22 protein-coding genes, 1 tRNA gene and 2 rRNA genes are annotated in these 25,973 nt (G+C 43.0%); 2 read left to right on the top strand and 23 right to left on the bottom strand.

Annotated elements, in window-relative coordinates; translation table 11 throughout:
- The coding region (locus I2503_RS09505) for a hypothetical protein (protein WP_210766806.1) at window positions 1-197 on the top strand (197 nt) is incomplete at its 5' end.
- On the opposite strand, the gene greA is transcribed toward I2503_RS09505, so the two are convergent.
- The 18 genes from greA to I2503_RS05095 all read right to left on the bottom strand — a co-directional run bounded on the left by greA (window position 189) and on the right by I2503_RS05095 (window position 22,052).
- Window positions 189-671 (bottom strand): transcription elongation factor GreA, encoded by a 483-nt coding sequence (gene greA, locus I2503_RS05180; RefSeq protein ID WP_196091481.1) that lies wholly within the window; start codon window positions 669-671, stop codon window positions 189-191. The two genes, I2503_RS09505 and greA, sit on opposite strands and share 9 nt — an antisense overlap.
- A gap of 13 nt (window positions 672-684) precedes the next feature.
- Window positions 685-2,433, bottom strand: a complete 1,749-nt coding sequence (gene mltG / locus I2503_RS05175) for an endolytic transglycosylase MltG (protein ID WP_247644685.1) — start codon at window positions 2,431-2,433, stop codon at window positions 685-687.
- A 65-nt stretch (window positions 2,434-2,498) separates the two neighbouring features.
- The gene (locus I2503_RS05170; protein ID WP_196967261.1) at window positions 2,499-2,990 is read right to left on the bottom strand and encodes a GNAT family N-acetyltransferase; all 492 of its coding nucleotides are present in this window, start codon (window positions 2,988-2,990) and stop codon (window positions 2,499-2,501) included.
- Between the two features lie 51 nt (window positions 2,991-3,041).
- The gene (gene murC, locus I2503_RS05165) at window positions 3,042-4,376 is read right to left on the bottom strand and encodes a UDP-N-acetylmuramate--L-alanine ligase (RefSeq protein ID WP_196091480.1); all 1,335 of its coding nucleotides are present in this window, start codon (window positions 4,374-4,376) and stop codon (window positions 3,042-3,044) included.
- Window positions 4,373-4,942, bottom strand: a complete 570-nt coding sequence (locus tag I2503_RS05160; RefSeq protein WP_196091479.1) for a hypothetical protein — start codon at window positions 4,940-4,942, stop codon at window positions 4,373-4,375. Before I2503_RS05160 ends, murC begins: the two co-directional genes overlap by 4 nt.
- Window positions 4,943-5,010: 68 nt before the next feature.
- Window positions 5,011-8,091: an SNF2-related protein gene (locus tag I2503_RS05155; protein ID WP_196967260.1), complete on the bottom strand. Its 3,081-nt coding sequence runs from the start codon at window positions 8,089-8,091 to the stop codon at window positions 5,011-5,013.
- A 48-nt stretch (window positions 8,092-8,139) separates the two neighbouring features.
- Window positions 8,140-9,450, bottom strand: coding sequence for a ribosome biogenesis GTPase Der (gene der / locus I2503_RS05150; RefSeq protein ID WP_196967259.1), 1,311 nt, complete (start codon window positions 9,448-9,450; stop codon window positions 8,140-8,142).
- A 13-nt stretch (window positions 9,451-9,463) separates the two neighbouring features.
- The gene (gene dnaI / locus I2503_RS05145; protein ID WP_196967258.1) at window positions 9,464-10,357 is read right to left on the bottom strand and encodes a primosomal protein DnaI; all 894 of its coding nucleotides are present in this window, start codon (window positions 10,355-10,357) and stop codon (window positions 9,464-9,466) included.
- The gene (locus tag I2503_RS05140; RefSeq protein WP_196967257.1) at window positions 10,358-11,542 is read right to left on the bottom strand and encodes a hypothetical protein; all 1,185 of its coding nucleotides are present in this window, start codon (window positions 11,540-11,542) and stop codon (window positions 10,358-10,360) included.
- On the bottom strand, window positions 11,529-12,002 hold the full coding sequence (gene nrdR, locus I2503_RS05135) for a transcriptional regulator NrdR (RefSeq protein ID WP_196091474.1): 474 nt from the start codon (window positions 12,000-12,002) through the stop codon (window positions 11,529-11,531). Before nrdR ends, I2503_RS05140 begins: the two co-directional genes overlap by 14 nt.
- Window positions 12,003-12,233: 231 nt before the next feature.
- Window positions 12,234-13,076 carry an endonuclease/exonuclease/phosphatase family protein gene (locus tag I2503_RS05130; RefSeq protein ID WP_196967256.1) on the bottom strand — a complete coding sequence of 281 codons (843 nt, stop codon included), beginning with the start codon at window positions 13,074-13,076 and terminating at the stop codon, window positions 12,234-12,236.
- A 19-nt stretch (window positions 13,077-13,095) separates the two neighbouring features.
- A complete protein-coding gene (locus I2503_RS05125; RefSeq protein WP_196967255.1) occupies window positions 13,096-15,288 on the bottom strand; it encodes a PTS transporter subunit IIBC in 2,193 nt (730 codons plus the stop codon).
- 137 nt (window positions 15,289-15,425) lie between these two features.
- Entirely contained in the window at window positions 15,426-16,124 is a 699-nt protein-coding gene (locus I2503_RS05120) for a response regulator transcription factor (protein WP_196967254.1), read from the bottom strand.
- Window positions 16,125-16,133: 9 nt separating this feature from the next.
- Window positions 16,134-17,558 (bottom strand): NADP-dependent phosphogluconate dehydrogenase, encoded by a 1,425-nt coding sequence (gndA, locus tag I2503_RS05115; RefSeq protein ID WP_196967253.1) that lies wholly within the window; start codon window positions 17,556-17,558, stop codon window positions 16,134-16,136.
- A gap of 233 nt (window positions 17,559-17,791) precedes the next feature.
- Window positions 17,792-19,876, bottom strand: a complete 2,085-nt coding sequence (locus I2503_RS05110) for an ATP-dependent Clp protease ATP-binding subunit (RefSeq protein WP_196967252.1) — start codon at window positions 19,874-19,876, stop codon at window positions 17,792-17,794.
- Window positions 19,877-20,042: 166 nt separating this feature from the next.
- Window positions 20,043-20,576 (bottom strand): YceD family protein, encoded by a 534-nt coding sequence (locus I2503_RS05105; protein WP_196967251.1) that lies wholly within the window; start codon window positions 20,574-20,576, stop codon window positions 20,043-20,045.
- 8 nt (window positions 20,577-20,584) lie between these two features.
- Window positions 20,585-21,487, bottom strand: a complete 903-nt coding sequence (htpX, locus tag I2503_RS05100) for a zinc metalloprotease HtpX (RefSeq protein ID WP_196091467.1) — start codon at window positions 21,485-21,487, stop codon at window positions 20,585-20,587.
- A gap of 1 nt (window position 21,488) precedes the next feature.
- Window positions 21,489-22,052 (bottom strand): LemA family protein, encoded by a 564-nt coding sequence (locus tag I2503_RS05095; protein WP_196091466.1) that lies wholly within the window; start codon window positions 22,050-22,052, stop codon window positions 21,489-21,491.
- An 87-nt stretch (window positions 22,053-22,139) separates the two neighbouring features.
- Between I2503_RS05095 and rsmG the strand changes: the two genes are divergently transcribed.
- Entirely contained in the window at window positions 22,140-22,853 is a 714-nt protein-coding gene (gene rsmG, locus I2503_RS05090; RefSeq protein WP_196967250.1) for a 16S rRNA (guanine(527)-N(7))-methyltransferase RsmG, read from the top strand.
- 62 nt (window positions 22,854-22,915) lie between these two features.
- On the opposite strand, the gene I2503_RS05085 is transcribed toward rsmG, so the two are convergent.
- From I2503_RS05085 to I2503_RS05065, 5 genes are all read right to left on the bottom strand, one after another.
- Entirely contained in the window at window positions 22,916-23,977 is a 1,062-nt protein-coding gene (locus I2503_RS05085; RefSeq protein WP_196967249.1) for a serine hydrolase, read from the bottom strand.
- A gap of 113 nt (window positions 23,978-24,090) precedes the next feature.
- Window positions 24,091-25,074, bottom strand: coding sequence for a rhodanese-related sulfurtransferase (locus I2503_RS05080; RefSeq protein WP_196967248.1), 984 nt, complete (start codon window positions 25,072-25,074; stop codon window positions 24,091-24,093).
- A 125-nt stretch (window positions 25,075-25,199) separates the two neighbouring features.
- Window positions 25,200-25,273, bottom strand: a tRNA-Asn gene (locus tag I2503_RS05075).
- 9 nt (window positions 25,274-25,282) lie between these two features.
- Window positions 25,283-25,398: ribosomal RNA gene (rrf, locus tag I2503_RS05070) — 5S ribosomal RNA — on the bottom strand.
- A 368-nt stretch (window positions 25,399-25,766) separates the two neighbouring features.
- Window positions 25,767-25,973 (bottom strand): 23S ribosomal RNA (locus I2503_RS05065); the annotation flags it as partial.

Raw genomic sequence — 25,973 nt, 5'->3', positions numbered from 1 at the left:
GATTTCGCTATCCCTTCCTCTCCCCGCTACCTCACGATAGTCAGGCTTGGGAGTCGCTATTGGGTTCACCGGTAGCAGGTGCCCACAGAGGACTTACACCTCAGATGTACGACATGCCCGTCGTACCAAAAAAAGACTTGAATCTCTATCATAAGATTCAAGTCTTTTTTCTTACAAGCATAGCCTACTTATTTTGATTTTTTAACAGACAAAATTTTGACATCGTAGCTGCCCACAGGTGTTTGTACAGTGACTGTATCCCCTGTTTTACGACCGATTAGGGCTTGTCCAATTGGACTTTCGTTGGAAACCTTGTTAGCAAAGGCATCTGCTCCTGCAGACCCAACAATCATATAGGTTTCTTTCTCAGTTTCACCCACTTCTTGGATGGTAACAGTTTTGCCAATTGCGACTTCGTTTTTAGCTACAGAATCAGAATCAACGATTTCTGCATTACGAATCTTGTTTTCCAGGTCTGAAATTTGACCTTCAACAAAGGCCTGCTCATCCTTGGCTGCCTCGTACTCACTGTTTTCTGACAAATCTCCGTATGAACGGGCGATTTTAATGCGTTCGACCACTTCAGGGCGACGAACGAGTTTGAGTTCTTCCAGTTCTTTTTCAAGCTTTTCTTTTTCAGCCTGAGTCATTGGATAGGTTTTTTCTGCCATGATTTCTCACTTTCTAATTGGAACTAGCTGATAGATTGGCTAGTTTGGAATTGACATGCTCCTCTACATTTCGATTGTGCTCTTCGATATTATTGGCATAATAAACAGTACCGGTATCAACATCAGCAACAAAGTAGAGGTAATCTGTCTTATTCGGCTCAATGGTCGCGCGGATAGCTGCCATTCCTGGACTATCAACTGGCCCCGGCATCAAGCCTTGATTTTTGTATATGTTGAATGGGGAATCAATGTTGGTATCAATACCAGCATCTTCAGCCAGGGTTGTTTTCTGGCCAAGTTTACCCATAGCATACAGGATAGCAATATTACTTTGAAGTGGCATTTGTTGGCTAAGACGATTGTTAAAAGCACTCGCAATATTCTTGCGATCTTCATCGGTCGCCCCTTCTTTTTCAACAAGGGAAGCCAAGGTCAAAATATCATTTACTGATTTTTGCTGTTCTGAGATTGTACCGTAGAATTGAGCCAGATTGGCATCCATTGCGGCAATCATCTGGTCAATCAAGTTTTCTACTGTATCCCCTTCATTGTAATCATAGGTTGCTGGGAAAAGATAGCCTTCTAAGCGATATTTAACCCCAGATTCTTTAGATGGAAGACTGGACAGCAAGGTTGGATATTTGGCTTTTTCTGCTTCTATAAAAGCATCATCCTGAACCTTCGCCATGAATTCTTCCTTGCTGAAAATACTTTTTTCTTTTCCGTCTTTGGAAGCTGCATTCAGCGTCACTACATCCGCAATTTGCTCCAAGGTATAACCTTCAGGAATGGTTATTTTACCTAAAGACGGGGCAACAGGACTTTCTGTTCCACCTTCCTTCAAGCGTTCAATAATTTCTTCCACATCCATATTTTTTTGCAGGTTATAGTAACCAGATTGGAAATCAGTATGATTGCGGAATTGGGTGTAAAAATTGAAAACTTGGCCACTCTCAATCAAACCGGCATCTTCCAAAATTCGACCAATTTCACGGTTGGAAGAGCCAATTGGAATTTCTACTTGGACATACTCGGTTGAGTCTTTATCAATAGGTCCAAGAGCGGACTGAACATAGGTATATCCAAAAATTCCAGTAGCAATCAAGCAAACAAGCAAGATTAGGGTTACGATCCCGACTATCTTTTTGGCTACTTGATTCTGCTTTCTTCGTTTTTCTAAGCGTTTTTCCATATCGTCATCTTCTCCTTGCCAGGCAACGGCTTCAACCCGAGCCAACTTGGCTTCCTTGACAGGCGCCAGGCTTTGCTTGTTTTCTTCGGCAGCAAAAGAGAGGGACTTCCCAGGGGCTGCTTTCATGCGGATGTGCGATCCAGGTTGTTTCTGTTGAATCGCTTCGGCATGGGCTTTTTCTTTTGCGGCCGGGACGCTCCTTTGTTTGCGGAGAGCCTCGGTCTCAATAGTCTTGGTGTGTTTTTTCCCAATTGATAGAGGAATCTGTACAGATTTTCCACGGCGCTTGGTCTCTTGAGATTTATTGGTCTTAGCCTCTCCTTGTGTCCCACGTACTGCTTGTAGGGGCACCTTAGGTGGCTGCTTTTGACCTAAATCCTGCTGTTCAGACTCAGCCCCAGTCGGTTTCACAGCCTCAAGCTCACGCGCCTGCTCTTTGGCAATCGTCTCCATTTTAGCCTGCTGTGCAGCCAGCATGGATTCCTGTCGTTTTTTCTTAGATTGGGAAAGGTCTCTTAAAATTTGCTCTTTAAAGCTGAGACCTCTTCGTCTGTCATCTTGGTCAGCCAAAGGCGGGACCTCCTTCTTACTAATCTAGATTATTATATCACAAAGACCTCCATTTCCAATATCGATTAACGGCTATTTTCCCAAAGCATATCAAACCATTTTTCTCCTGCATAAGTAGAAGAGGAAGGTCCAAGCAACTTAAAACCCTGTTTTTCATAAAAGCCTATCAAGTAATCGTGACAAGTGAGGTTAATCCCCTCACGGCCATCCTGTATCGCCACTTGCTTGAGCTCATCTAAGAGAATGGTTGCAAGACCACGCTTCTGGGCCTCTGGGGCCACAGACAAACTGGTAATTGAAATATAACCACCTGTTTTTTCACTAAAATCTTTGGCTTCATAAAAATTCCGATCCACCAAAGTACGTTCAGGAACTACCGGCCCTTCAATATAAGCTAGGATGCGGTTTTCTTTTTCATAGACCAAAAAACTGGTTTTGATGTTTTGGATATGGACGGCCAGGGTTTCGCGAGGCAAAGCTTCTTTTTGTCCAAAATTTTGGACTTCAATCTCATACAAGCGGTCCAGGTCTGCCATTGCTGCTAATCGAATCATGATTCCTCCAAAAAAAGAAGTGGAGGTCGGGCTCAGCCCGCCTCTCTTCATGGGTTATTGAATATTATTGGTTAAATTTGCTAAGAGCTGCTCAAAAGAGTGCTCATAAGTCTGGATATCTCCAGCTCCCATAAAGACGAAGATGGCTTTGTCATGGTCGAGCAAAGGAGAGACATTGTCAACGGTAATAATGCCACCTTTTTTCTGGACCTTCTCAGCCAAATCTTCCACGCGCACCTGTCCATTGTCCACTTCTCGAGCAGAACCATAAATCTCAGCTAAATAAACGGAATCCGCCAAATTCAGAGCATCCGCAAACTCATCCATCAAGGCAATCGTCCGCGTGAAGGTATGGGGTTGGAAAATGGCGACAATCTCTTTACTTGGATACTTCTGACGAGCCGCATCGATGGTCGCTATAATTTCCGTTGGATGATGAGCGAAGTCATCAATGATTGTTACACCATTCACAATCTTTTCTGTAAAACGACGTTTAACCCCAGCGAAAGTTGTCAAGTGCTGGCGTGCCAAATCCAAATCGAAGCCAATCGTATACAGCAAGCCAATCACTGCTGTTGCATTCATCACATTATGCTTCCCATAGGTTGGAATATGGAACTGTCCCAGCTCTTCCCCTCGGAATACCACAGTGAAGGTTGAACCGGTGGTCAAACGTACCAAATCTTTGGCAATAAAATCATTCTGCTCAGGGTCAAATCCATAGTAGTAAATCGGCGCATCCGCTGTAATTTTTCGAAGAGACGGATCTTCCCCATAAATGAAGAGACCTTGTTTGACATTTTTCGCATAGGTATCGAAGGCATCAAACACATCATCTAAACTAGTGAAGTAATCGGGATGATCGAAATCAATATTGGTAATAATAGAATAGGCTGGGTGATAGGGCAAAAAATGGCGCTCGTACTCATCCGATTCAAATACAAAATAGCCAGCTTCTTTTGATCCACGACCAGTCCCGTCCCCAATCAAATAGGAAGTATCTGTCATGTTAGAAAGTACATGGGCCAAGAGACCTGTGGTTGAGGTTTTGCCGTGTGCCCCTGCAACTCCAAGACTAGTGAACTGTTCCATGAATTCACCCAGGAATTCATGGTAGCGCCGGTAGGACATGCCTTGTGCTTCCGCCGCAGCCAATTCTACATTATTACTTGCCTTGAAGGCATTTCCAGCAATCAACTCCAAATCAGGAGAAAGGTTAGCCGCGTCAAAAGGAAGGATTTTGATCCCCTCTTGTTCCAAACCACGTTGGGTGAAGTAATACTTGTCAACATCACTCCCCTGTACTTCATAACCCATTTGGTGTAGCATAAGGGCTAGGGCGGACATGCCCGAACCCTTGATTCCGATAAAATGAAAACGCTTGGTCATTTTTTCTCCTTCTCACCCGTCAACTTACGCAAATCCAGTTCTTGATTGGTTTGACGAGGAGTTACTTTCTGTTCTTTCTCTTGGTAAATTTGACTCTTTCTTAGAAAGTCGTAGGAATCTTTATTAGCCGACTTTTTAGGTTTCCGTCCACGAGACCCACGTAAATCAGCTAAAATATAGCGCTCCTGACTTAAATTCTGACTATACTTTCGGTAATCAGAAGCAGACTCCTGTTGAAACAAAGCTGTTGGTTCTGTCTTGAGCCGACGACTCTGCAATTCTTTTCGAAAGGTTTGGTTGGGATCATCCTGAAGATAGGCCGCGGACCGCTTTTGACGCACACTTTCCCTGGCCTCTTCTCGTCCCAAAGCCGCATCCGTTTGAAAGGTTTTCGCCTCTTGCGGAAGCTCAACTTCCTGCCTTACATTGGAAATAGGAGCCCAATCATAGATCGCCTTGTCTTCATAGTCTCCCTTAATATTCGAAATCAAATCTGACTCTTCATAGAGATTCAAATACTTGCGTTCCTCAAAAATCGGTTCCAAAGGAAATTGTTTATCTGCCATCGTTCTATCCTTTCAAACTTCAATTATAGCGTTTTTTCCGCGATTTTCAAGTTTCTTCTCCCCAGCTTTTATGAAATTCCTAAAATTTCCTTGATTTCCTCCAAACTCATAGCCTCATTTGGACGCCCAGCATCCAAAATAGACCCAAGCAAGTTGCGTTTATTTTCTTGTAATTCAAAAATCTTTTCTTCGATGCTCCCCTTCGTAATAAATCGATACACTTGGACAGGATTCTGTTGCCCCATACGATGAGCTCGACCAATCGCCTGCTCCTCCACTGCAGGGTTCCACCATAAATCCAAAAGAAAAACCGCATCTGCCCCTGTCAAGTTAAGGCCAACACCACCTGCTTTTAAGGAAATTAGAATGCCATCCCCCTGCCCCTGATTAAAGGCATGACTAATCTCCTGCCTTTCCTGGGCTGGGGTTGATCCCTGAATAGTGTAGAAATTCAAACCCTGTTGCTCAACCAATTCTGCCACCAGGTCTAACATACCTACGAATTGAGAAAAAATTAGCAGCCGCTGCCCACTTTCCTTGGCTCGGGCAACCATCTCCTTCAAGGCTTCCAACTTACCGCTTTTTCCTTGGTAATTTTCTAGGAACAAAGCTGGGCTATCACAGATTTGCCGTAGACGAGTTAGACCCGCCAAAAACTCAACTTTTCGCTTACGAAATTCCTGTTCAGACAAGCCCTCCAATTGTTCTTGCATCTGACTTAACTGAGCCAGATATAGAGTCTTTTGTTCCGGCAGCAATTCCGTTACGTAGACTCCTTCGCTCTTTTCTGGTAACTCCTTCAAGATTTCTTGCTTATCTCGTCTCAAAATGAAGGGTCGAATTTGCTGCGCCACTGCTTCCACTGGCATCTTAAGTAAAGTCTTTTTTGCTGGTAAAAGTCCCGGTAAAACGAGATTAAAGATAGCACCAATTTCCTCAATTCGGTTTTCCACCGGCGTCCCCGATAAAGCAAAAATAGACTGGGCTTCTATCTGTTCTAAGCTAGCATGCACTTTGGTTCGTTGATTCTTCAGATACTGGGCTTCATCCAAAATTAAACTCTGAAATGACCGATTCTGGTAGGCGGTGACATCCTGGCGTAAACTCCCATAACTAGTTAGATAAATTTGGTGGTCTGATTCCAAGACCTGCAAACGCTCCTGTTTAGAGCCATAGATAAGGCCCACAGACAAGTGAGGAGCAAAGCGTTGAAACTCATCCTGCCAGTTGTAGAGAAGGCCAGAAGGAACCACCACCAAGGCTTTCTTCCCAGGTTCTAAGTGGAGAGCCAAAAAACAAATAGCTTGAATGGTTTTTCCCAGCCCCATGTCATCCGCTAGGATACCACCGAATCCATAGTGTGCCAGCATCGAAAGCCATGCTACACCTACCTTTTGGTAATCCCGCAACTGCTCAAGAATAGGGTTCTGAGGGAGCGGAAAACTAGCAGGGTTAGCTAAATGATTCAGTAATTCATCAAGTGCTTGGGAATAGGTAACAGTACCCTCCTGCAAAATGCTTTGCAAGCGTCCCAACAACTGCCGCTTAACCTGCACTTGCCCTGATTGCAAGTCCCACTGACTGCCCTCTAAGTCCACAAGCGCTTGCAGTTGCCTTCGGTCTTTCTGAGCCAGACCGACATATTTGCCAGCCTTGGTTTTAAAGAGACCTCCCTTAAGAAGAATTTCTACCGCTTCCTGAATTTCACTTTTATCAATTCCCTCCATAGAAAAATGCACTTGCAAGTAGCGGTGACCCTCCTCAACAGTTATATTTAGTTCCATCTCTTGACGAATATTTCCAAAAGCTGGGGATAGAGTTACCTGAGCTACTTCTTGCAAGTGCGGTAAATGGAATTGGAAGAACTTCAAGAAATCCGCTTCTGAAAAGGGCAGACGACGGCCGACCATGGTCATAGGAAAACCCGCTGCTCTCATAACTTCCTCAAAAGCCCTGTAATGGAGGGGGTCTAAAACAATTCCTGCTTCAGTCAATTGGTGTGCTTCCACATACTTCTTGCCTTCTACTTCATAGTAGTAGCGGCTATGCAGCCAACCTTTGGGATCCTTATCCAGGGTCAGATGAACTGTAAAGTCTTTTTCTTGTAGAGTTTTAGGAATAAGGACTTGCACAACCCCTCGATATTTTTTTCTAAAATAATATAAATCACTAATTTGTTGGCCATCCAAGAGCAATTCCTGCTGCCGATTTCGAATAGATAGAAAACGATCAAATAGTTCTTGATGAAAGAGGCCAACTTCATAAGGGACCTGGTAAAAACCACCTAGATAATAGAGTATTTGATGATCAAAGAGCGCTAAATGGGGTAAAACTTGGAAATCCAGCTTATAGCCTGCTGTTTGTACCTGAACGTCAATCTGATAAGGGCTCTCGACTTCAGACAAGGGTTTGGGTGCAAAATCCGTCAACCTACGCTCCTCTATCAAAATTTGGAAACCCTCTAGTTTTTGAAAAAAGGGAAGAGCTTGCTTAAGCAAGGGGAAGGGGAGATAGAGATAACGGCCATTTTTCTGATAAAAGAGGCTGCTAGCGTCTGGCTCAGCGTCCAGAGAGAGGAGAAAGTTGCAGAGAGCACGACTCGCTGGCTCCAATATCTCCCAACTCAAATCTAGCTTCAAGGCGCGATTGAGTCGGTAACTGTCCCCGAATTCCAAGCGCTGAAGAAAATTAGGGATATCCCGCATGATATAGGCCTTAGATGCTCCATAGCGGACGCGCAATGTCCATGCCAAACGATCCCCTGTCCCCAAGAGACTCCCTTCCACTTCAAGTGATAGGTAGGCTTTAGAACTATCCTCTGAAAGAAAGTGCTTGAAAAATTGAGTCCCTTCAAAGGTATCCAACTGGGAGAGCGGAACTGGGAGAGTTTTCTCTGTACTCTTTCTTAGTCCTTCCTCAGAATCAGCCTCCCGTAAATAGTTTTCAACTGCAGCAATGTGCGAGCAATACCCCTTATTTTCAAAATTTTGACAGCTACACTTATCTAGACTACCATCTTGAGAATAAACAACTTCCTCCTCTCCTACTAAAAATTCTCGAAGTCCATTTTGGTAACCAACAAAGCTAACAGCCCCCTGTTGATAAATCCGTTTTCCCTCCTGGCGTACACGGCCGGGTATCATGCGCATGGTTTCACCATCCTTTCTAGTCAAAAAGACCCGACTGGGTCTTTGACACTATTTCCGTTTTCGTGCTATCAAGTGAATGGGAGTTCCCTCAAAGACAAATGCCTTTCGAATTTGATTTTCTAAAAATCGCATATAAGAAAAATGCATCAGTTCTTCTTCATTCACGAAAATGACGAAGGTCGGAGGCTTAACAGCAACTTGAGTAGCATAGAAAATCTTCAACCGTTTACCTTTATCAGTTGGTGTAGGATTGACCGCAATCGCGTCCATGATGACATCATTGAGGACTGCACTTGGAATTCGTAAATTCTGATTCTGGCTGATTTCCTTAATCATGTCGGGTAATTTATGCAAACGTTGCTTTGTCAAAGCGGAAACAAAGATAATCGGAGCATAGGCCAAGTACTGGAATTGATCGCGAATATCTTCTTCCCAATTTTTCATAGTATGGTTGTCTTTCTCTAAGGCATCCCATTTATTGACTACGATAATAATCCCCTTACCAGCATCATGGGCAAAACCAGCAATGCGTTTGTCATATTCACGAATACCCTCCTCGGCATTTAAGACCATTAGTACCACGTCGGAGCGATCGATAGCTCGCATAGCTCGCATGACAGAGTATTTCTCAGTATTTTCATAAACTTTCCCTGACTTACGCATGCCGGCTGTGTCAATCATGGTGTATTCTTGACCCTGATTATCAACAAAGTGTGTATCTATGGCATCGCGCGTGGTACCAGCTACTGGGCTCGCAATAACCCGGTCTTCTCCTAAAATAGCATTAATGAGACTTGATTTCCCGACATTTGGTCGGCCGATTAAGCTAAAGCGAATAACATCCGATTCTTCTTCTGCATTCTCAGCAGGCAGATTCTCCACAATCGCATCCAACACATCACCAGTTCCGATTCCGTGAACACTGGAAACCGGGAAGAGTTCACCCAATCCAAGAGAATAGAAATCATAGATATCATTGCGCATTTCTGGGTTATCAACCTTGTTGACAACTAAAATCACCGGTTTTTCTGTTTTATAAAGCATTTTAGCTACATACTCATCAGCATTGGTGATTCCTTCTTTACCTGAAACGACGAAAACAATGACATCTGCTTCATTCATGGCAATTTCAGCTTGATGTTTGATTTGTTCCATAAAAGGGGCATCGACATCATCGATTCCTCCAGTATCAATGATACTGAAAGAACGATTGAGCCACTCAGCTTGGGCATAAATCCTATCTCGAGTAACTCCTTCAACATCTTCAACGATGGAGATCCGCTCTCCAGCAATTCGATTAAAAAGGGTCGATTTCCCAACATTCGGGCGACCTACGATTGCCACTGTTGCTACTGACATGTGTTCTCCTTTTCTAATTTCGCCGGTTTTGGCCCGGCACGTGTATTTCCTTGGCTAAAAAACGCATCCGTTCCATGATACGTGTGGCCTGCCAGGTCTCATCACCAGCTCTTCCCTGCGCCATCCGAACCTGAAGCTCATCAAAAGATAAGTTGGAGCTAAAGAAGGTTGGCAAGCGCTCTTGCATCCGGTGTTGGAGGATGATTTGTAACACTTCATCTCGCAACCAGGGTGTGAAAACCTCTGCGCCGATATCATCAATCATGAGAACAGGAACTCCCTTAACCTGATTGAGTTGCCGGTGATAAGTTTTTTCGTCAAAACCATTTTTCAAATCCAAGACAAAGGTTGGGAAGTGCAGAAGAGTCGTCTCCACTTCCTTGTGACGAGCCAAATCATTCGCTAAAGCCGCTAGCAGATAGGTTTTTCCAATACCAAAATCCCCATAAAGGTAAAAACCTTTACTATCTTGGGGATAGTTTAGAAGGTATCGAGTCAATTCCTGAATGGTACCCCATCGATCATCAGGGTCAACATCTTGGAGACTAATTCCTCGAAGACTATTGGGGAGATTGAGAAGATGGACTCGATTCCGTATTTCTTTAGCCCTTTCAGCAGCAATTAGTTCAGTGGTTTCTTTGTAACTAACATCCGCATATCCTTGGTTCATGATCAGAATGGGTTGATACCCTTTCGAAAGATAGGATCCCTGACCACGTTGGTACAATTCGCGTTCGCTAATAAACTGACTAAAGTTTGAAATGGACCGTTTGATTTCCTCTGCGTTCAACTGATGCTCTTCAATAAAAGCTGCAACCTCTGGATCACGTACAATTTCATTGACCAAGCTTTGATAGTCAAAACGTGAAGATGTACGATTATTCATGGCATCATTTACTGGTTTCATCTAGATTCCCTCTCCATTCATTTGTTGGAAGAGCCGTTGGCGTTCTTCTTCTCGCGCCTGCTTCTCTTCCGGAGTAGATTGGTCCACATAATCACGCTGACTCCATTTCGGGACATTGGTCTGGGTGACAGTCGACGTCTGTCTTCGTTTCGGTTGACTCGCCTTTTGTGGAGCAGTCCTAGTATACTCCTGCATATGTTGGTGGATTTGGTCTAGCGCAGCTTCTGCATTGACCACCCCCTGCTCTTCAAAATCTCCCGCAACTTTTAAGACATAATGCTCATTAATGTGAAGACCTGTATTCCTGTTATAGGCTAACAGAAATAGCAGACTAATTACTTCATCTAAAAAACCACGATTTTGGAGACTGTGAATTAAATCGCGCTCCCTATCCGTCACTCGAGTTCCCCTCGTATCTTTAAGCTGGCTTAAGAAGCTGAGAGCTGATTGACTCTTACTCTCTTTAAGATAGAATGCTTCTTCCGGAGTCATTTTTGTTTTCTGCGTTGGCGCCTGTAACTTAGCCTCAATTCGTTTAACAGAAATTCTCCCTTGAACCTGGGTCTCTTCCGCCAAGAGGAAAAGTTCATTCCAATTCAGCTTGTAACGTCTCGCTAAAAGTTCCAAGTCAACCACATCTTTTTTACGATCTTGGTAACGTAACTGACTTTTTTCCATCCGCATTGCAAACATTTCTTGATCAAATTGATTGGTCTTGGGCTTGCGATGGATTTCCTCCTCTTGAACAAGTAAGCCATCAAAGAATTTCGCTAAATTGACCTCCTGCTTTTGTCCCAGTACTTTTTCGGGCAATAGCTCCTTGAGCGCAACTTCCCCTATTCTTTCTTCCAATAATGTGGAAAGGAGGTGGTCTTCTAAAAATTCTTTTCGATTCAGTGGGGGCAAAAGTTGAATCTGATACTGCTCTCCCTTATAAACCTCTGCTAGACGTAAGACTTGGAGAAGTTCCAGGGATTGAGTAAAAAGGGTAATGGGCATGCGAAGATGGTTGAGTACTTGACTGACTTGAATCGGTTGTGCTCCCCCATCCCAAAAAGCCAGTAAATAGTGATAGAGACTAAAAGCCTCTGGCCCCAAGATGGGATAGTAGCAAACCATAAGATTCCCCGAATCACCCTCAGGTGCTAATCCAGGACAATAGCGAAAGAAATCAATCGGTTTCACTTTCGTCTCCTTTCTGCCGGAATTGTCGTAACAACTCTTCCACTTCACTTAATTCATTAAAACGTTTATAAACACTAGCGAAGCGAAAATAAGTGATTGGATCCAGTTCCGAAAGTGCCTCCAGGACTCGACTCCCCACTTCATCTGACGTCACTTCTCCACTAGAAGAATTTCGCAAATTGATTTCAACATGTTTGACCAAATCCTTGATTTGGTCAGAGGTAACTGGCCGCTTTTCTGCGGACTGAAGAATCCCGTTATAGATTTTTGACGGTTCAAAATTCTCACGACGTCCGTCCTTCTTGATGACGACTAACGCCTTGGTTTCTATCCGTTCATATGTGGTATAACGGTGATGGCAGTTTTCACAGACACGTCTGCGGCGAATAGCACCCCCATTTTCAACCTGCCGACTATCAATCACCTTGGTTGCATCATTTTGACACTCTGGACACCGCATACTCCACCTCCTACACATCAATACTTCATTATATCACACCCCTAGCCTGGGAAACAAAAATTGACCAAGGTCCTCGAATGAAATCTAATTCATGCCCCAAAAAAGGTTGGGAATCTAATCCCAACCTTACTATAAACTTTAGTGCTACATTCTGAGAATAGAATATCGTTCGCAAAGAACTACGAACAGCCACTATTGAACAGATGTTTTTTTCAAAAATTACAAATCAAGTTAGCTTTGATTCCCTTTGCCAGGAGTTTTTATTCTTGCACAGACTTCCAGACCGAAGTGATCACTGACAATTGGTCCATGGACGCCATCAAAAAGCACAACTGACCGGTCCACACTCCAATCCTGGGATAGGAAGGCAAAATCAATTCTCAAAGGCGGAGTTTTTGCTTCCCAGCCATCAATATGACCACCCATGGTGTAGTCCCCTCGAACTTCACTCGCGACCAAGTGACTATCTTGCAAATTTAAGGGACTCGCTAAAATGTGCGCGTGACCTTCTTGGCCAGCTGGGTTATTAAAATCTCCCATTAAAACTGCTGGATGGGATTGGTGAGACAATTCTGATTCTAATCGTGCCCACTCTGCCTGAAAACCTTTGTCCCACCAAGAGAGGTGTACACTGGCAACTTGAATTCGTTGTCCATCAACCTCCGTTTCAGCTAATAGAACTTGACGCCGACGATAGTCGCTTGGATCATCAATTTCAGAAACCAGAAGTTCCGTAGCTTTAAGCGGTTCTTTGGACAGGATTGCAACTCCTTCGTGGTAACGATCATAGCCAATATGATTATAAGCCCAACTCCAGTAATAGGTTAAACCAAATTTTTTCAGTTCTTTTACAAGAACATGAGCAAAATGATCGTCATGAATAGCAAGAAGTGGCTGAGCTACCACGTAGCCCGCCACTTCTTCCGCAGGGGAAGAGTTAATCTCCTGATTAACTTCTTGCAAACAAATGACATCATATTCCTCACGAACAATCTGCTGGACTAGATCTGCCAGTTTTTTCTCTGGCTCCTCTTCCATCCAAGAATGGGTGTTCAAGGTTAAGAATTTTGCCATTTTTTACCCTTTTCTATTCTTATAGGTCTACTGTCGCAACGGTTTCACCTTTAGCAGCTTGGCCAAGTTTTGTTACTTTGACGTTTTGAACAAAATCTTGATTTGTGAATACCACGATAGTGCTTGTTTCACGACCTGCCTCACGGATAGCATCCAAGTCAGCAGTTACCAGGCGATCACCACGTTCAACTTTTTGCCCCTCTGTAACATGTACTGTAAATGGTTTTCCTTCCAAACTTACAGTATCCAAACCAATGTGAATCAAGATTTCAAGGCCATCTTCAGTCAAAAGACCAAGTGCATGTTTGGTTGGGAAAATGCTAGTTACTGTTGCATTAACAGGTGCAAAGAACTCACCATTACTTGGCTCAACCGCAAATCCATCTCCCATCATCTTTTGAGAGAACACTGGATCAGAAACAGCTGCTAACTCAACAACTTCACCATCCGCCACACTAGCGATCTCAACAGATTTACCTTGAGGAGCAGAAGATTCTGCAGGTGCATCGTCAAAGACTGTCATAACTGTTTGAGGAATCACATCACCTGAATCCAAGAGGTCTTGGATATCAGATTTCAAGACGTCTGCTTTCGGACCGTAAATTGCTTGGACTCCAGAGTCTTTCATCACAAGCCCCATTGCCCCTTCTTTTTTCCACAAGTCCTCAGAACCAACTTTTTCTGGATCCTTAACAGTAACACGTAGACGAGTCATACATGCATCCACGTCGGAAATGTTGCTGGCACCACCAAGAAGATTAATAACATTAACTGCTTGAGACGGTGCTGCTACCTTACCATCACCTGAACCTGCTTCAGCTGAATCGGAAGCCATACCTTCTTCATAGTTCCCATTCCGTCCTGGTGTTGCATAGTTGAATTTACGAATCATAAAGTCTGCAATGAAGTACATTGCCAAACCAAAAAGTGCGGTTACCCAGATAAAGTTAAGAATATCCATGCCCAAACCGGCATTAATTGCAAGCGGGGTACGGGTCAAGAATTCGATACTACCGAAAGAGTGCATCCGTAAGTTAACAATATCTGCCATGCCAAAGGCAAGACCTTGAACCAAAGCGTATACGACATAAAGCGGCATAGCTACAAACATGAACATATACTCAACTGGCTCTGTTACCCCTGTTAGGAATACAGCCAAGGCAGTTGCGGTCAACATTCCTTTGTATTTCGCTTTTTTGTCAACGTCAACATTTTTGTAAATTGCGAAAACGATACCCATCAAGATACCCATAGAACCAATCATTTGTCCCACTTTAAAACGAGCAGGTGTAATGGTTTCCAAAAGGGTATTGTAAGCTGCTGTATCTCCAGCAGATTTCAAGTTTGTCAAGTCAGTAACCCACGCTAACCACAATGGATCTTGACCAAATACAGTTTGACCTGCAGTTGCACCAGTCATGATTTCGTAAGTACCACCAAGAGCGGTGTAGTTGATAGGGATGGTCAACATATGGTGAAGACCAAATGGCAACAAGAGACGTTCCAAGGTTCCAAAGAGGAATGGTGCAATAAACGGTGCGTTCTCTTGAGAGTTGGCAATCCAAACACCAAACGCATTAATTCCTGATTGGATGATTGGCCATACAACAGCCAAGATAATCGCTACAATAACGGAACGTAGGATAACAACAAATGGTACAAACCGTTTTCCGTTAAAGAAGGAAAGAGCATCAGGAAGTTTACGGTAATTATAGTATTTATTATAGGCTGTTGCCCCTACAAAACCGGCGATAATCCCGACAAATACCCCCATGTTCAAAGCAGGTGCTTCCAAGACACTCACAAAGTAGTCTGATACTTTAATGGTTGAACCCAGGAGAGTTTGGACAGTCGCATCCGGATCAGCTAGCAAGGCACTGTTTACTCCCAAGATTACCCCTGTCAAGCGGTTCAAGAGAATGAAGGACAAACCAGCAGCAAAGGCACCACCAGCCCGCTCTTTAGCCCAGCTTCCACCGATTGCTAGGGCAAAGAGAATATGTAGGTTCCCGATAACTCCCCAACCAATTTGTTCTAGTACGCTACCAATCATGACCAAGGCCGCTACATCAGGCCCCAACATCGGAATGGACTTCCCGATTGAGATCATCAAACCAGCGGCTGGCATTACAGCAATAACCACCATCAGAGCTTTACCGAATTTTTGCCAGAATTCAAAGCTCGTTAGATTTTTGAATGTATCTTTCATCATTCATCTCCTCATTTATTTAATAGCTTCACGATAGGCAATCGTTTGACTTACAAGTACATTATACAGCATTCCGATTTTTTTGTAAAGGTTTTCAAAAGTTTTTGTTTAAAAAAGGTTGAAGCTCACACTCCAACCTTTTAAACAGTTAAATCTCTCATTTTGTAGCCAACCCCACGGACAGTCTCAATATAGCTAGCCTGCCCCTCGATATCAATTTTGCCTCGTAGGTAGCGAATGTATACATCCACGATATTGGTCCCCCCTGGATTTTCATACTTCCAGACACGCTCGAGTAACTCCTCTCGCGTAAGAGCTTTAGGACTACTCATCAGCGCAATCAAGAGATCATACTCTCGTCGGGTCAGAGCTAACTGCTCCCCCTTGCGGAAAACCATGTGATTTGCTAGGTCCACCTCCAATTGGTGGTGTTTTGCTACTTTTTTAATTTGCCCACAATGTTGATTGATGTAATCCCGCCCTCTAAATATGGAAGCAATCTGCTCTAGCAGAATCGGAGCTACAAAAGGCTTCACTGCAACAAGGACGGTATACTGATGAATCACATCCTGTTGAGTCTTGAGGTCCTCAGGACTAGCCAGAGCAATGATGACCGCTGAGGGTTTTACTTGGGCCAATTGTTCTAAAAAGGAACGATTGGCATCAAATCCAGCTTGCAAGTCAAAGAGAAGGAGCTCCAGATCTCGGCTCGCAGCAAGTCTCAAAGCCTCCTGATGCTCTGTCTCCCAGAGGACTTCATACCCTGCAGACTCCAACTCAAGAGTGAGGAAACGAGCCAAATGGCTATCTTGTTCAATGATTAAAATGCGTTTCCCCATCTCAACTCCTTATTCTTCAGAATACCATGAGTAGTGATAAATACCTTCTTTATCCTTACGTTCATATGTATGAGCTCCGAAGTAATCTCGTTGCGCTTGGATAAGGTTGGCAGGCAAATCAGCTGAACGATAGCTATCATAGTAGTTAATCGCACTTGCAAATGTTGGAACTGGCACACCATGTTGGATGGCCAAGGCTACCACTTCACGCACGGCTGCCTGGTAATCTGCTGTAATTTGACGGAAATAGTCATTCAAGAGTAAGTTTGGTAAATCCACATCTTCCTTGTAGGCATCTGTAATCTTTTGCAAGAAACGGGCACGAATAATACATCCTGCACGCCAAATAGATGCAATCTCACCAAATGGTAGATCCCATCCTTCTTCTTTACTTGCCACGCGCAATTGTGCAAATCCTTGTGCATAAGACATAATTTTAGAGAAGTAAAGGGCCTTACGGATTTTTTCAATCAACTCAGCCCTATCTCCTTCGTAGGCTGCTACACTTGGACCTGCCAAAATCTTACTTGCTTCCACACGCTCCTCTTTATAAGTAGAGATGTAACGAGCAAATACAGATTCAGTAATCAAGGGTAATGGCACACCTAAATCTAAAGCTGATTGGCTTGTCCATTTACCAGTCCCTTTGTTTCCTGCTGCATCCAAGATGTAATCCACAATCGGTCCGTCTTGACCTTGGTCATCCTTACGGCGCAGGATATCTGATGTAATTTCAATCAAGTAGGAATCCAATTCCCCTTGGTTCCACTCAGTAAAGATATCTGCCATCTCCTCAGCGGATAGTCCTAAAAGACCTTTCATCAAGTCATAGCTCTCTGCAATCAATTGCATATCGCCATACTCAATTCCATTATGAACCATTTTTACATAGTGACCAGCTCCATTTGGGCCAATGTAGGTCACACAAGGTGCTCCATCTTCCGGTGCCTTAGCCGAAATTTCTTCCAAGACATCTGCTACCAGTTCATAAGCCTCTTTTTGTCCGCCAGGCATGATTGAAGGTCCTTCTAAAGCCCCTTTCTCACCACCGGAAACCCCTGTTCCGATGAAGTTAATACCTGAATCCGCCAATTCTTCATTGCGACGAATCGTGTCCTTGTAGAAGGTGTTTCCGCCATCAATCAGGATATCTCCCTTATCCAAGTATGGAAGCAACGCTTGGATGGTTGCATCTGTACCTTTACCTGCTTGGACCATCAACATGATGCGACGAGGTTTTTCAATCGATGCCACAAATGATTCCACATCATAGCTAGGCACAAAATTTTTATCGGGATGGGAAGCAATCACATCCTCTGTTTTTTCTTTACTGCGATTATAAATAGCTACCTTATAGCCACGTGACTCGATATTGAGCGCAAGATTCCGCCCCATAACGGCCATACCAACAACACCAAAATTTGCTTTTGACATGAGTCTCTCCTTATACTATTTGATTCCATTATACCACCTATAAAATTCTTCTGCAATTTTTCGGAAACTCTGGTACCCACTTCCCATTTTTCGCAAACCCTGGTATCCACTTCGCATACTCTACTGTAGCAATCCAATTGTTAAAAGAATTCTCTTTGGCTGGAATTAATATTCTTTCTGAAAACGAAGTGAGATCCTTAAAAAGAGGTTGGCACTCATCCAACCTCTCTAGTTTAAGCTGCTTGCTCTTTTGCTTGAATTATAATTTGACCATCCACAACCTCAGCTAGTAGATCTTTGGCATCTAAATGGTCGAGGTAGAAGTCGGTGACTTTATCTCGAATTTCTTGTTCAATCACACGGCGTAGGGGGCGTGCTCCCATAGCGGGATCGTAGCCCTTTTCAATCAAAATTTCTTTAACGGGCACGGTTACATCCAGATGAATTTCTTTTTTATCTAACGTTTTCTGAACATCACCCAGCATTAATTCTACGATTTGAGCCAAATCGGATTTTTCCAAATGACGGAATTCGATGACTGCATTAAAGCGATTAAGGAATTCTGGCCGGAAGTAAGGAGCCAATTTCTCCATCAACTCCCCGGATTCATCGAGGGAACCATGTCCAAAACCTGCATTTGATGTTGCAATAATCACTGTATTCTTAAAATTAACGCGATTACCTTGGCCGTCTGTTAAGTGACCATCATCCAAGACTTGCAACAGCAAGGTTAAAACTTGTGGATCCGCTTTTTCAATTTCATCAAAAAGGAGAATGGAGTACGGGTTTCTACGAACTTGTTCGGTTAAGGTATTTCCATTATCCTCATAGCCAACGTAACCTGCAGTGGTTCCAATTAGTTTCGAAACTGCTGTTTTATCCGCATATTCAGACATATCCAAGCGAATCACAGCATCCTTATTACCAAAAAGTTCCATAGACAATTGCTTAGCCAACTCTGTTTTTCCAACCCCAGTCGGTCCTACAAAGAGGAAGCTGCCAATGGGGCGATTGCCATCGTCAAAACCAGCTCGGTTGCGCCGGATAGCTCGCGCCACCATTTCCACAGCTTGATTTTGACCAATCACCTGGCTTTCCAATCGCTCTTTCAATCCTTTCAAGCGTTCAATATCATTTTCACCCATTTGCGCGACTGGGATTCCGGTCAAACGTTCGATAGATTCAGCCACATCATTCACGCTTGCTTCCATTTGTTTACTTGCGCGTTGCTGGCTGATTTGCTCTTCCAATTCTTGGATTCGAACCTTGTGCTTAAGGGCTGTTTCATAATCTTGTTGTTCAGCCGCTGTTTCTTGTCGAGCCTTTTCCAATTGGATTTCTTCCTCCACTTCGAAGACATCGACTTCAGAATGCTGGGCTGCCAAGTGAGCTGCCGTGATATCCAAAAGATCAATGGCCTTATCCGGTAAGCTCCGTTGCGGCATATATTGAACGGAAAAATCAACCGCTGCTTGAAGTACCGCATCCGGCAATAACACATTGTGGTGTTCTTCATAGAGTGACCGTAAGCCTTTTAGAATTTCGAAAGTTGCATCTGCAGACGGCGCCTTGACTTTCACCTCATTAAACCGCCTTGCAAGAGCCGCACTCTTCAAAATTGTATTGCGATATTCATCTTCTGTTGTTGCCCCAATTACTGTCAATTCACTTCGTGAAAGAGCTGGTTTCAAGATATCTGCCAATCCTTTAGAACCTGAATCTCCACCAGTACTTCCAGCTCCAAGAATTTGATGAATTTCATCAAAGAAGAGGAGAATATTTCCAGCAGCTTGTACTTCCTCTATTAATTTCTGAATGGTTTCCTCAAAACTTCCTCTGTACTGGGTCCCAGCTTCAAGGTTAGCAATGTCTATGGAAATAATTTCCTTATCTTTAATCGCAGCTGGTACATCCCCTTTCACAATTGCTTGCGCTAGACCTTCGACAATAGCCGTTTTCCCAACACCTGCATCCCCTACCAAAATTGGGTTATTCTTGATCCTACGAGCCAGAATTTCAGCGGTTTCTTGAATTTCCTTTTCCCGACCAAGAACTGGATCTAGGTTTCCTTGACGCGCTTCAGTTGTTAAATTCCGTCCCAACTTAGCCAAGATCCCTTGTCCAGTTGCCTCAACTGGTTTTGCTGCTGGTCGAACAGCTTGACCAGACTGTGTTTGAAAAGCCGCAAATTGCTCGGGTGTCACTTCTTGGCCATTAATTCTGTAACGGCGAGTTTCTCTTTGAAAACCTTGACCTCCCATCAAGCGGTTCATCAAATCGTCCATTTGGTTAAAATAATCATCATTTCTATAATTCATGGTTTTACCTCGTTTAGTTTTCTTATTATTAATCAGCAGGTCTTTGACCAACACTTACTATTTGACCTTTACTGACTATAATTATTTTAACAATTCTGTAATATATTGTCAACGAATTGTTACGTTTTTTTACAAAAAAAATGGAGGCTTTCGCCTCCAAATAATCTTACTCTTCTGTAAATAGGTCTTTAAGCGACGCAAAAGGATTACTTTCTTCTTTCGCGGCCGCTTGCTGCTGCGCAAAATCTTCTTCCGTTAAAACCTGCCAAGAATTACCAGCAGGCATTGTGTCCTCTTCTGCCTCTTCTGGCGTCAGAACCTTGAGAGGAATCTCCAAAAGAATATTGTCTGCCACACTGTCTTCCAAACTAATTCCATCTCCCTCAATCGGTAGGAGGAAGAGACTCTCTTCTTCACTGAGAGATGCGGCATCCGCCGTATCTCCAAAGACTTCAGATACAGGAAAATTTTCCTTGAGGGATACAGGTTCTAAACTGCGACTGGAAGCTAAAGTAATGTCATAGGAAAGGTTGTAAGTCAAAAAATAGAGGCCATCCTCATAGACTACCTGACCTATAGCTTTGACCTTCTGGAGATCCAGAATCTCAGGATTACGTTCCTGGAGATCGGCTAGCAGACTAAGTTCTTGATCAAAGGCAATGCCCTCGGGTTTACGACGAATTTCTTGTAAATGGAACATGATTCTCCTTACATTTCTTCCAGACGAGCAATCCGTTCTGGAATTGGTGGGTGGGTATAGAATAATTTTTGAAGACTTCCAGCTTTTCGAGGCTCATTGATGTAGAGGGCAGCACTTGCGTCATCAACAGTCCGCTTACTTGCAGGTCCCCCTTCTAATTTTTCCAAAGCGGAAATCATTCCTTTGGGGTTTCGAGTTAACTCAACACTGGAAGCATCTGCCAAAAATTCGCGTTGGCGAGAAATGGCCAACTGTACCAAAGTCGCTGCGAGCGGGGCTAACACAATCGCCAAAAGTGATAAAAGCAAGAAGATAATATTGGCTGCGCCTTGTTGATTCTCATCAGAATTGGAGCGACGGCGCCCTCCCATACTGTACCAAAGGTTACGCCCCGCTATATTCGAGAGCATGGTCACAGCACTGGTTAAGGCCACAGCAATGGTCGAGATGCGAATGTCATAGTTGCGAATATGACTCACTTCGTGTCCCATGACCGCCTCTAGCTCTTGCCGGTTCATCATATCCAGCAGACCAGTTGTGGCAGCCACAGCCGCATTTTTAGGATTGGAGCCAGTCGCAAAAGCATTAGGAGATGGATCTTGTACCACATAAACACGCGGCATAGGAATCTGAGCTACCATAGCCATATCCTCGACAATATGATAGTAATCAGGATAATCTTTTTCTTTGATTTCCTGAGCTCCGTTCATGTACATCACCATTTCCGTAGCTTGGAAAATCATGCTTAGGGCATAAATCCCTCCAATAATGAAGGCCGTCAACACCCCACCCCAGACATTTCCCAACCAAAGATAACCAACTGCAGCTCCAATCAAGGCTAGAAGGAGGAAAAAGACAAAGAGCAACACCCATGTACGCCTTTTATTACTTGCAATCTGGTCAAATAACATCTTAGTCTCCTAGCCCATTAGCCCCAAAATCAATCTTTGGAACAGCTTTCTCTTCTTCCGGAATTTGAAGAAATTCCTCAGGTTGAAAATGGAAGAAATTTGCAATCAAGTTTGTTGGGACTGTTTCCAACTTGGTGTTGTACTTAGCCGTAACACTATTATAGAGTTGACGAGAATAGGCAATCTTATTTTCTGTATTCGTCAACTCTTCTTGGAGTTGTAAATAATTGCTATTAGCCTTCAAATCGGGGTAGTTTTCAGCAATCGCGAACACACCTGAAACGTGACGACTCAAAGCATCACTAGCGGCCATAGCTTCTGCTGGACTAGCAGCTTGCTGAACCTGGGTGCGGAGGCTCGTGATTTTATCCAAGGTAGACTGCTCGTACTTCCCATAGCCTTTCACCGTTTCAATCAAATTAGGAATCAAATCATTCCGACGCTTCAATTGTACATCTATCTGACTCCAGGCTTCCTGTGTTTGCATCCGAGAACGAATCAAACCATTATAGGAAGCAACTCCAAATACGATTAGAATCAAAATAATACCAAGTAAAATCCACATTCCATACATCCTTCCTTTCGTAAAACTAGTACTAGTATATCAAAATTAGCTTAGATTGTGTTAGAATAAAGGGAAAAGGGAGGGTTTATGAAACCAGAAATATTCTATCAAAAACTTGAAGAACAGGGCTTTCCTCTAAGCCAAAAACAAAAACAGCAATTCGAAACTTACTATGAGCTACTCGTTGAATGGAATCAAAAAATAAATCTCACAGCCATCACGGACAAGGAAGAAGTCTATCTCAAGCACTTCTATGATTCCTTGGCCCCAGTCTTCCTTGGACACATCGCAAATCAATCACTCCAACTACTAGATATCGGGGCGGGAGCAGGTTTTCCAAGCCTCCCCATAAAGATTCTCTTGCCTGAAATCGAAGTCACAATTATCGACTCTCTAAACAAACGCATCCAGTTCCTTCAGCTACTGTCTGAAAAATTGGAATTGGATAAGGTGCACTTTATCCATGGACGCGCAGAGGATCTCGGACAGAACAAAGATTACCGAGCCACCTTTAACCGAGTTACAGCTCGAGCTGTTGCCCGCTTGCCTATTCTCCTTGAACTAACTATACCCTTCCTCAAACTAAACGGGCAACTTCTAGCCCTCAAGGCTAGTGATGCAGCTGAGGAAATCGAAGAAGCTAAGAATGCATCCAGTATTCTCTTTACCAAGCTTATCAGCACAGAGAACTATCAACTTCCTAACGGGGATCCTCGTGCCTTGACTATCTTAGAAAAACGCAAAGAAACACCCAATAAATATCCACGAAAAGCGGGGATCCCTGCAAAACGGCCATTATAAAAAATAAAAAGACAGAAATTGGATTTTTTTCTGTCTTTTTTTCGAATAAAAAATTGAAAGCCTTAGGGATTCATATTCACACGGTGCCACTCATTAATAACATAGGCTAATTGGCTAACTTGGTAAAGACCTACTGGATTCACTTCGGTTGAAGCGACTGTGCTTCCACCCAAGCCTGCTGTGTACAAGGCAACAAGATAAGGTGTTTCCTCATAAACCACTGCATTAACATTTAAAGCTTCATTGACGTAACCCGGTTTCTGATCAATCTTCAAACCAGGTAGTAATCCCTTATAATATTCTCCAGGGAAGGACTCACCCGTTAACCGTAATATTTCTGCGTACTTTTTCTGATTTTTCCAGAGATAATCAAGTACTTGAATAAAATAATCCGTTGTTGTTTTGTTTTCAGTCGAAATCGTTTTAATTTCACCTTTGGATGTCCCGTAACGGTCATACATGGTGTAAACCTTGTCCATACCACCTAAACGATCTGCTAACGCGTAAGCCGGCGTATTCTCAGAATAAACTAATGAATAAACCTGCATATCTGGAATCGTCATCGCACCTCCAAAAGCAGCTACATAATTATCGTGCTCTCCTTGGTATTCATACTGAGTATTAGTGATATCAAATTCCTCTTCCAAACTGAGATTGCCCTGGTCAACTTCATCTACAACAAGCATATTAAGCGGCAATTTATAAGTGGAGCCAGCTGTCATAGCTTGCGTATCATTAAAAGCAAATGTTTCATTAGATTTTGTATTTTTATAACTGAATGCCACTTGTGAATAGTCAATACCATACTCATCCATATATGCCTTTACAACATCTTCTAGCGACATGTTGGCATAATCATAGTAAAGACCGTAACTATTCATGGTAGCAACATCTTCTTCCATAACGCGTTGCTTATCAGATTGGCTCTTGTTTATCGGTCTAACGACATCTTCCTTAGGCTCTTCCTCTTTCTTTTCTTCAGCCTTTTGACCAGTAATTTGCTTCACCATTTCTGAAAATGGATTGGCATTTGAATTTGTACTAGCAAAAAAGACAGCGGCAATAAAGGCAACAGAGGCAAGCGCAACTAGAGATCCAACAATCCACTTAATGTTCTTTTTCATAATTCCTCACTTTGTATATTTTCAACTCACTTATTATAAAATATAAAAAAGCAAAAAACAATAGAAAAGAAAAAGTTCGAGTAGAAAAACTCGAACTTATTTCAAAACAAGTTTTAAGCCATAACAGGATCTAATACTTCTCCAATAGCTGCTAAACGCTCAATAACTTCGGCCTCAGTTAATCCGTTTTCAGAAACATAACGGTTGCGAGGATGAACGCGGCACTCATGGCTACAACCTCGAAGATATTTATCTTCATTTTCCACTGAAGTTAAAATGCGACGGTTACAGAAAGGATTTCCGCAGTTTACATACCGTTCGCATGGGGTTCCATCAAACCAATCTTTACCAACGACCACTGGATCCACATGGTTGATATCAACCGCTATACGCTCATCAAACACGTACATTTTTCCATCCCAGAGCTCTCCTTGAACTTCTGGATCTTTACCATAAGTTGCAATACCACCGTGTAATTGGCCTACATCTTTATATCCTTCACGGACCATCCAACCTGAGAACTTCTCACAGCGAACCCCACCTGTACAGTAAACCACGACACGCTTATCCATAAATTCTTCTTTGTGATCCCGTACCCATTGTGGCAATTCACGGAAATTACGAATATCAGGACGAATCGCACCACGGAAGTGGCCTAAATCATATTCATAATCATTCCGTGTATCGAGTACAACTGTATCTTCATCCAAAAGAGCTTCTTTAAATTCTTTTGGTGAAAGATAAGCACCTGTTGTTTCAAGTGGGTTAATATCTGTATCAAAATCGTTATCTTCTAGACCAAGATGAACAATTTCTTTCTTATAACGAACAAACATCTTTTTAAAGGCTTGTTCTTCTTCCAAGTCAATTTTAAACCAGAGATCCTCCATCCCTGGAAGTGAGTGAACATAATCCATGTACTTCTGAGTTGTTTCAAAGTCACCAGATACAGTACCATTAATCCCCTCATCTGCTACCAAAATTCGCCCTTTGAGACCGATGGATTTACAGAATGCCAAATGGTCTTTGGTGAATTGTTCCGCATTTTCAATTGGAACATACTTGTAATACAATAGAACACGAATATCTTTTGCCATAAGATTTCATTCTCCTTTTAAACGATCATTTGAATTTAAAATTCAATTCATTATAACTTGAAATAGAAGAAAACCCAAGAATTTTAGCTTAAAAACAAGAAAAAAAGACCTCTAGAGGTCAGGAACTCCGCCAGTAGGACTCGAACCTACGACATCATGATTAACAGTCATGCGCTACTACCAACTGAGCTATGGCGGATAAGAAAAAGCTAAGCGACTACCATATCTCACAGGGGGCAACCCCCAACTACTTCCGGCGTTCTAGGGCTTAACTGCTGTGTTCGGCATGGGAACAGGTGTATCTCCTAGGCTATCGTCACTTAACTAAATTTTTCATTTTTTTGGCCCTGGCTGTGTCGTCTGCGATTCGATAATCCTTAGATTTATCTCATCTTGACTCCTTGCCATCTTCCAAAAAAATATTAAAATTTTCTTCTCTACAGGTTCGTGTAGAGTGAGTGTTAAGAACACTCAAAATTGAATATCTATACAGGATATTAAAGCCGTCCAGCTTGCTGGCGCTTCAAAGGAAAAATAGGAAATCAGACGAAGTGTCTTTAGACACTAGGATGATTTATCTTTTTTCCACAGAAGCGAGGCTGTATGCGACTCTATCATCAGAAAGTCCCAAGTTTAACCTCAACTCGCATCAGAGTTCGTCATTCTTAACGTTTCCGTTACTTAGTTTGACTTCGGATAAGTCTTCGAGCTATTAGTATTAGTCCGCTACATTGCTCACACAACTTCCACTCCTAACCTATCTACCTGATCATCTCTCAGGGCTCTTATTCATTGCTGATGGGAAATCTCATCTTGAGGTGGGTTTCACACTTAGATGCTTTCAGCGTTTATCCCTTCCCTACATAGCTACCCAGCTGTGCCTCTGGCGAGACAACTGG

This window comes from Streptococcus sp. NLN64 (assembly GCF_015831295.1).
Classification (GTDB): Bacteria; Bacillota; Bacilli; order Lactobacillales; family Streptococcaceae; genus Streptococcus.
Note: the sequence above shows the minus strand (reverse complement) of the source record. Positions and strands in the feature narration are given on the sequence as shown.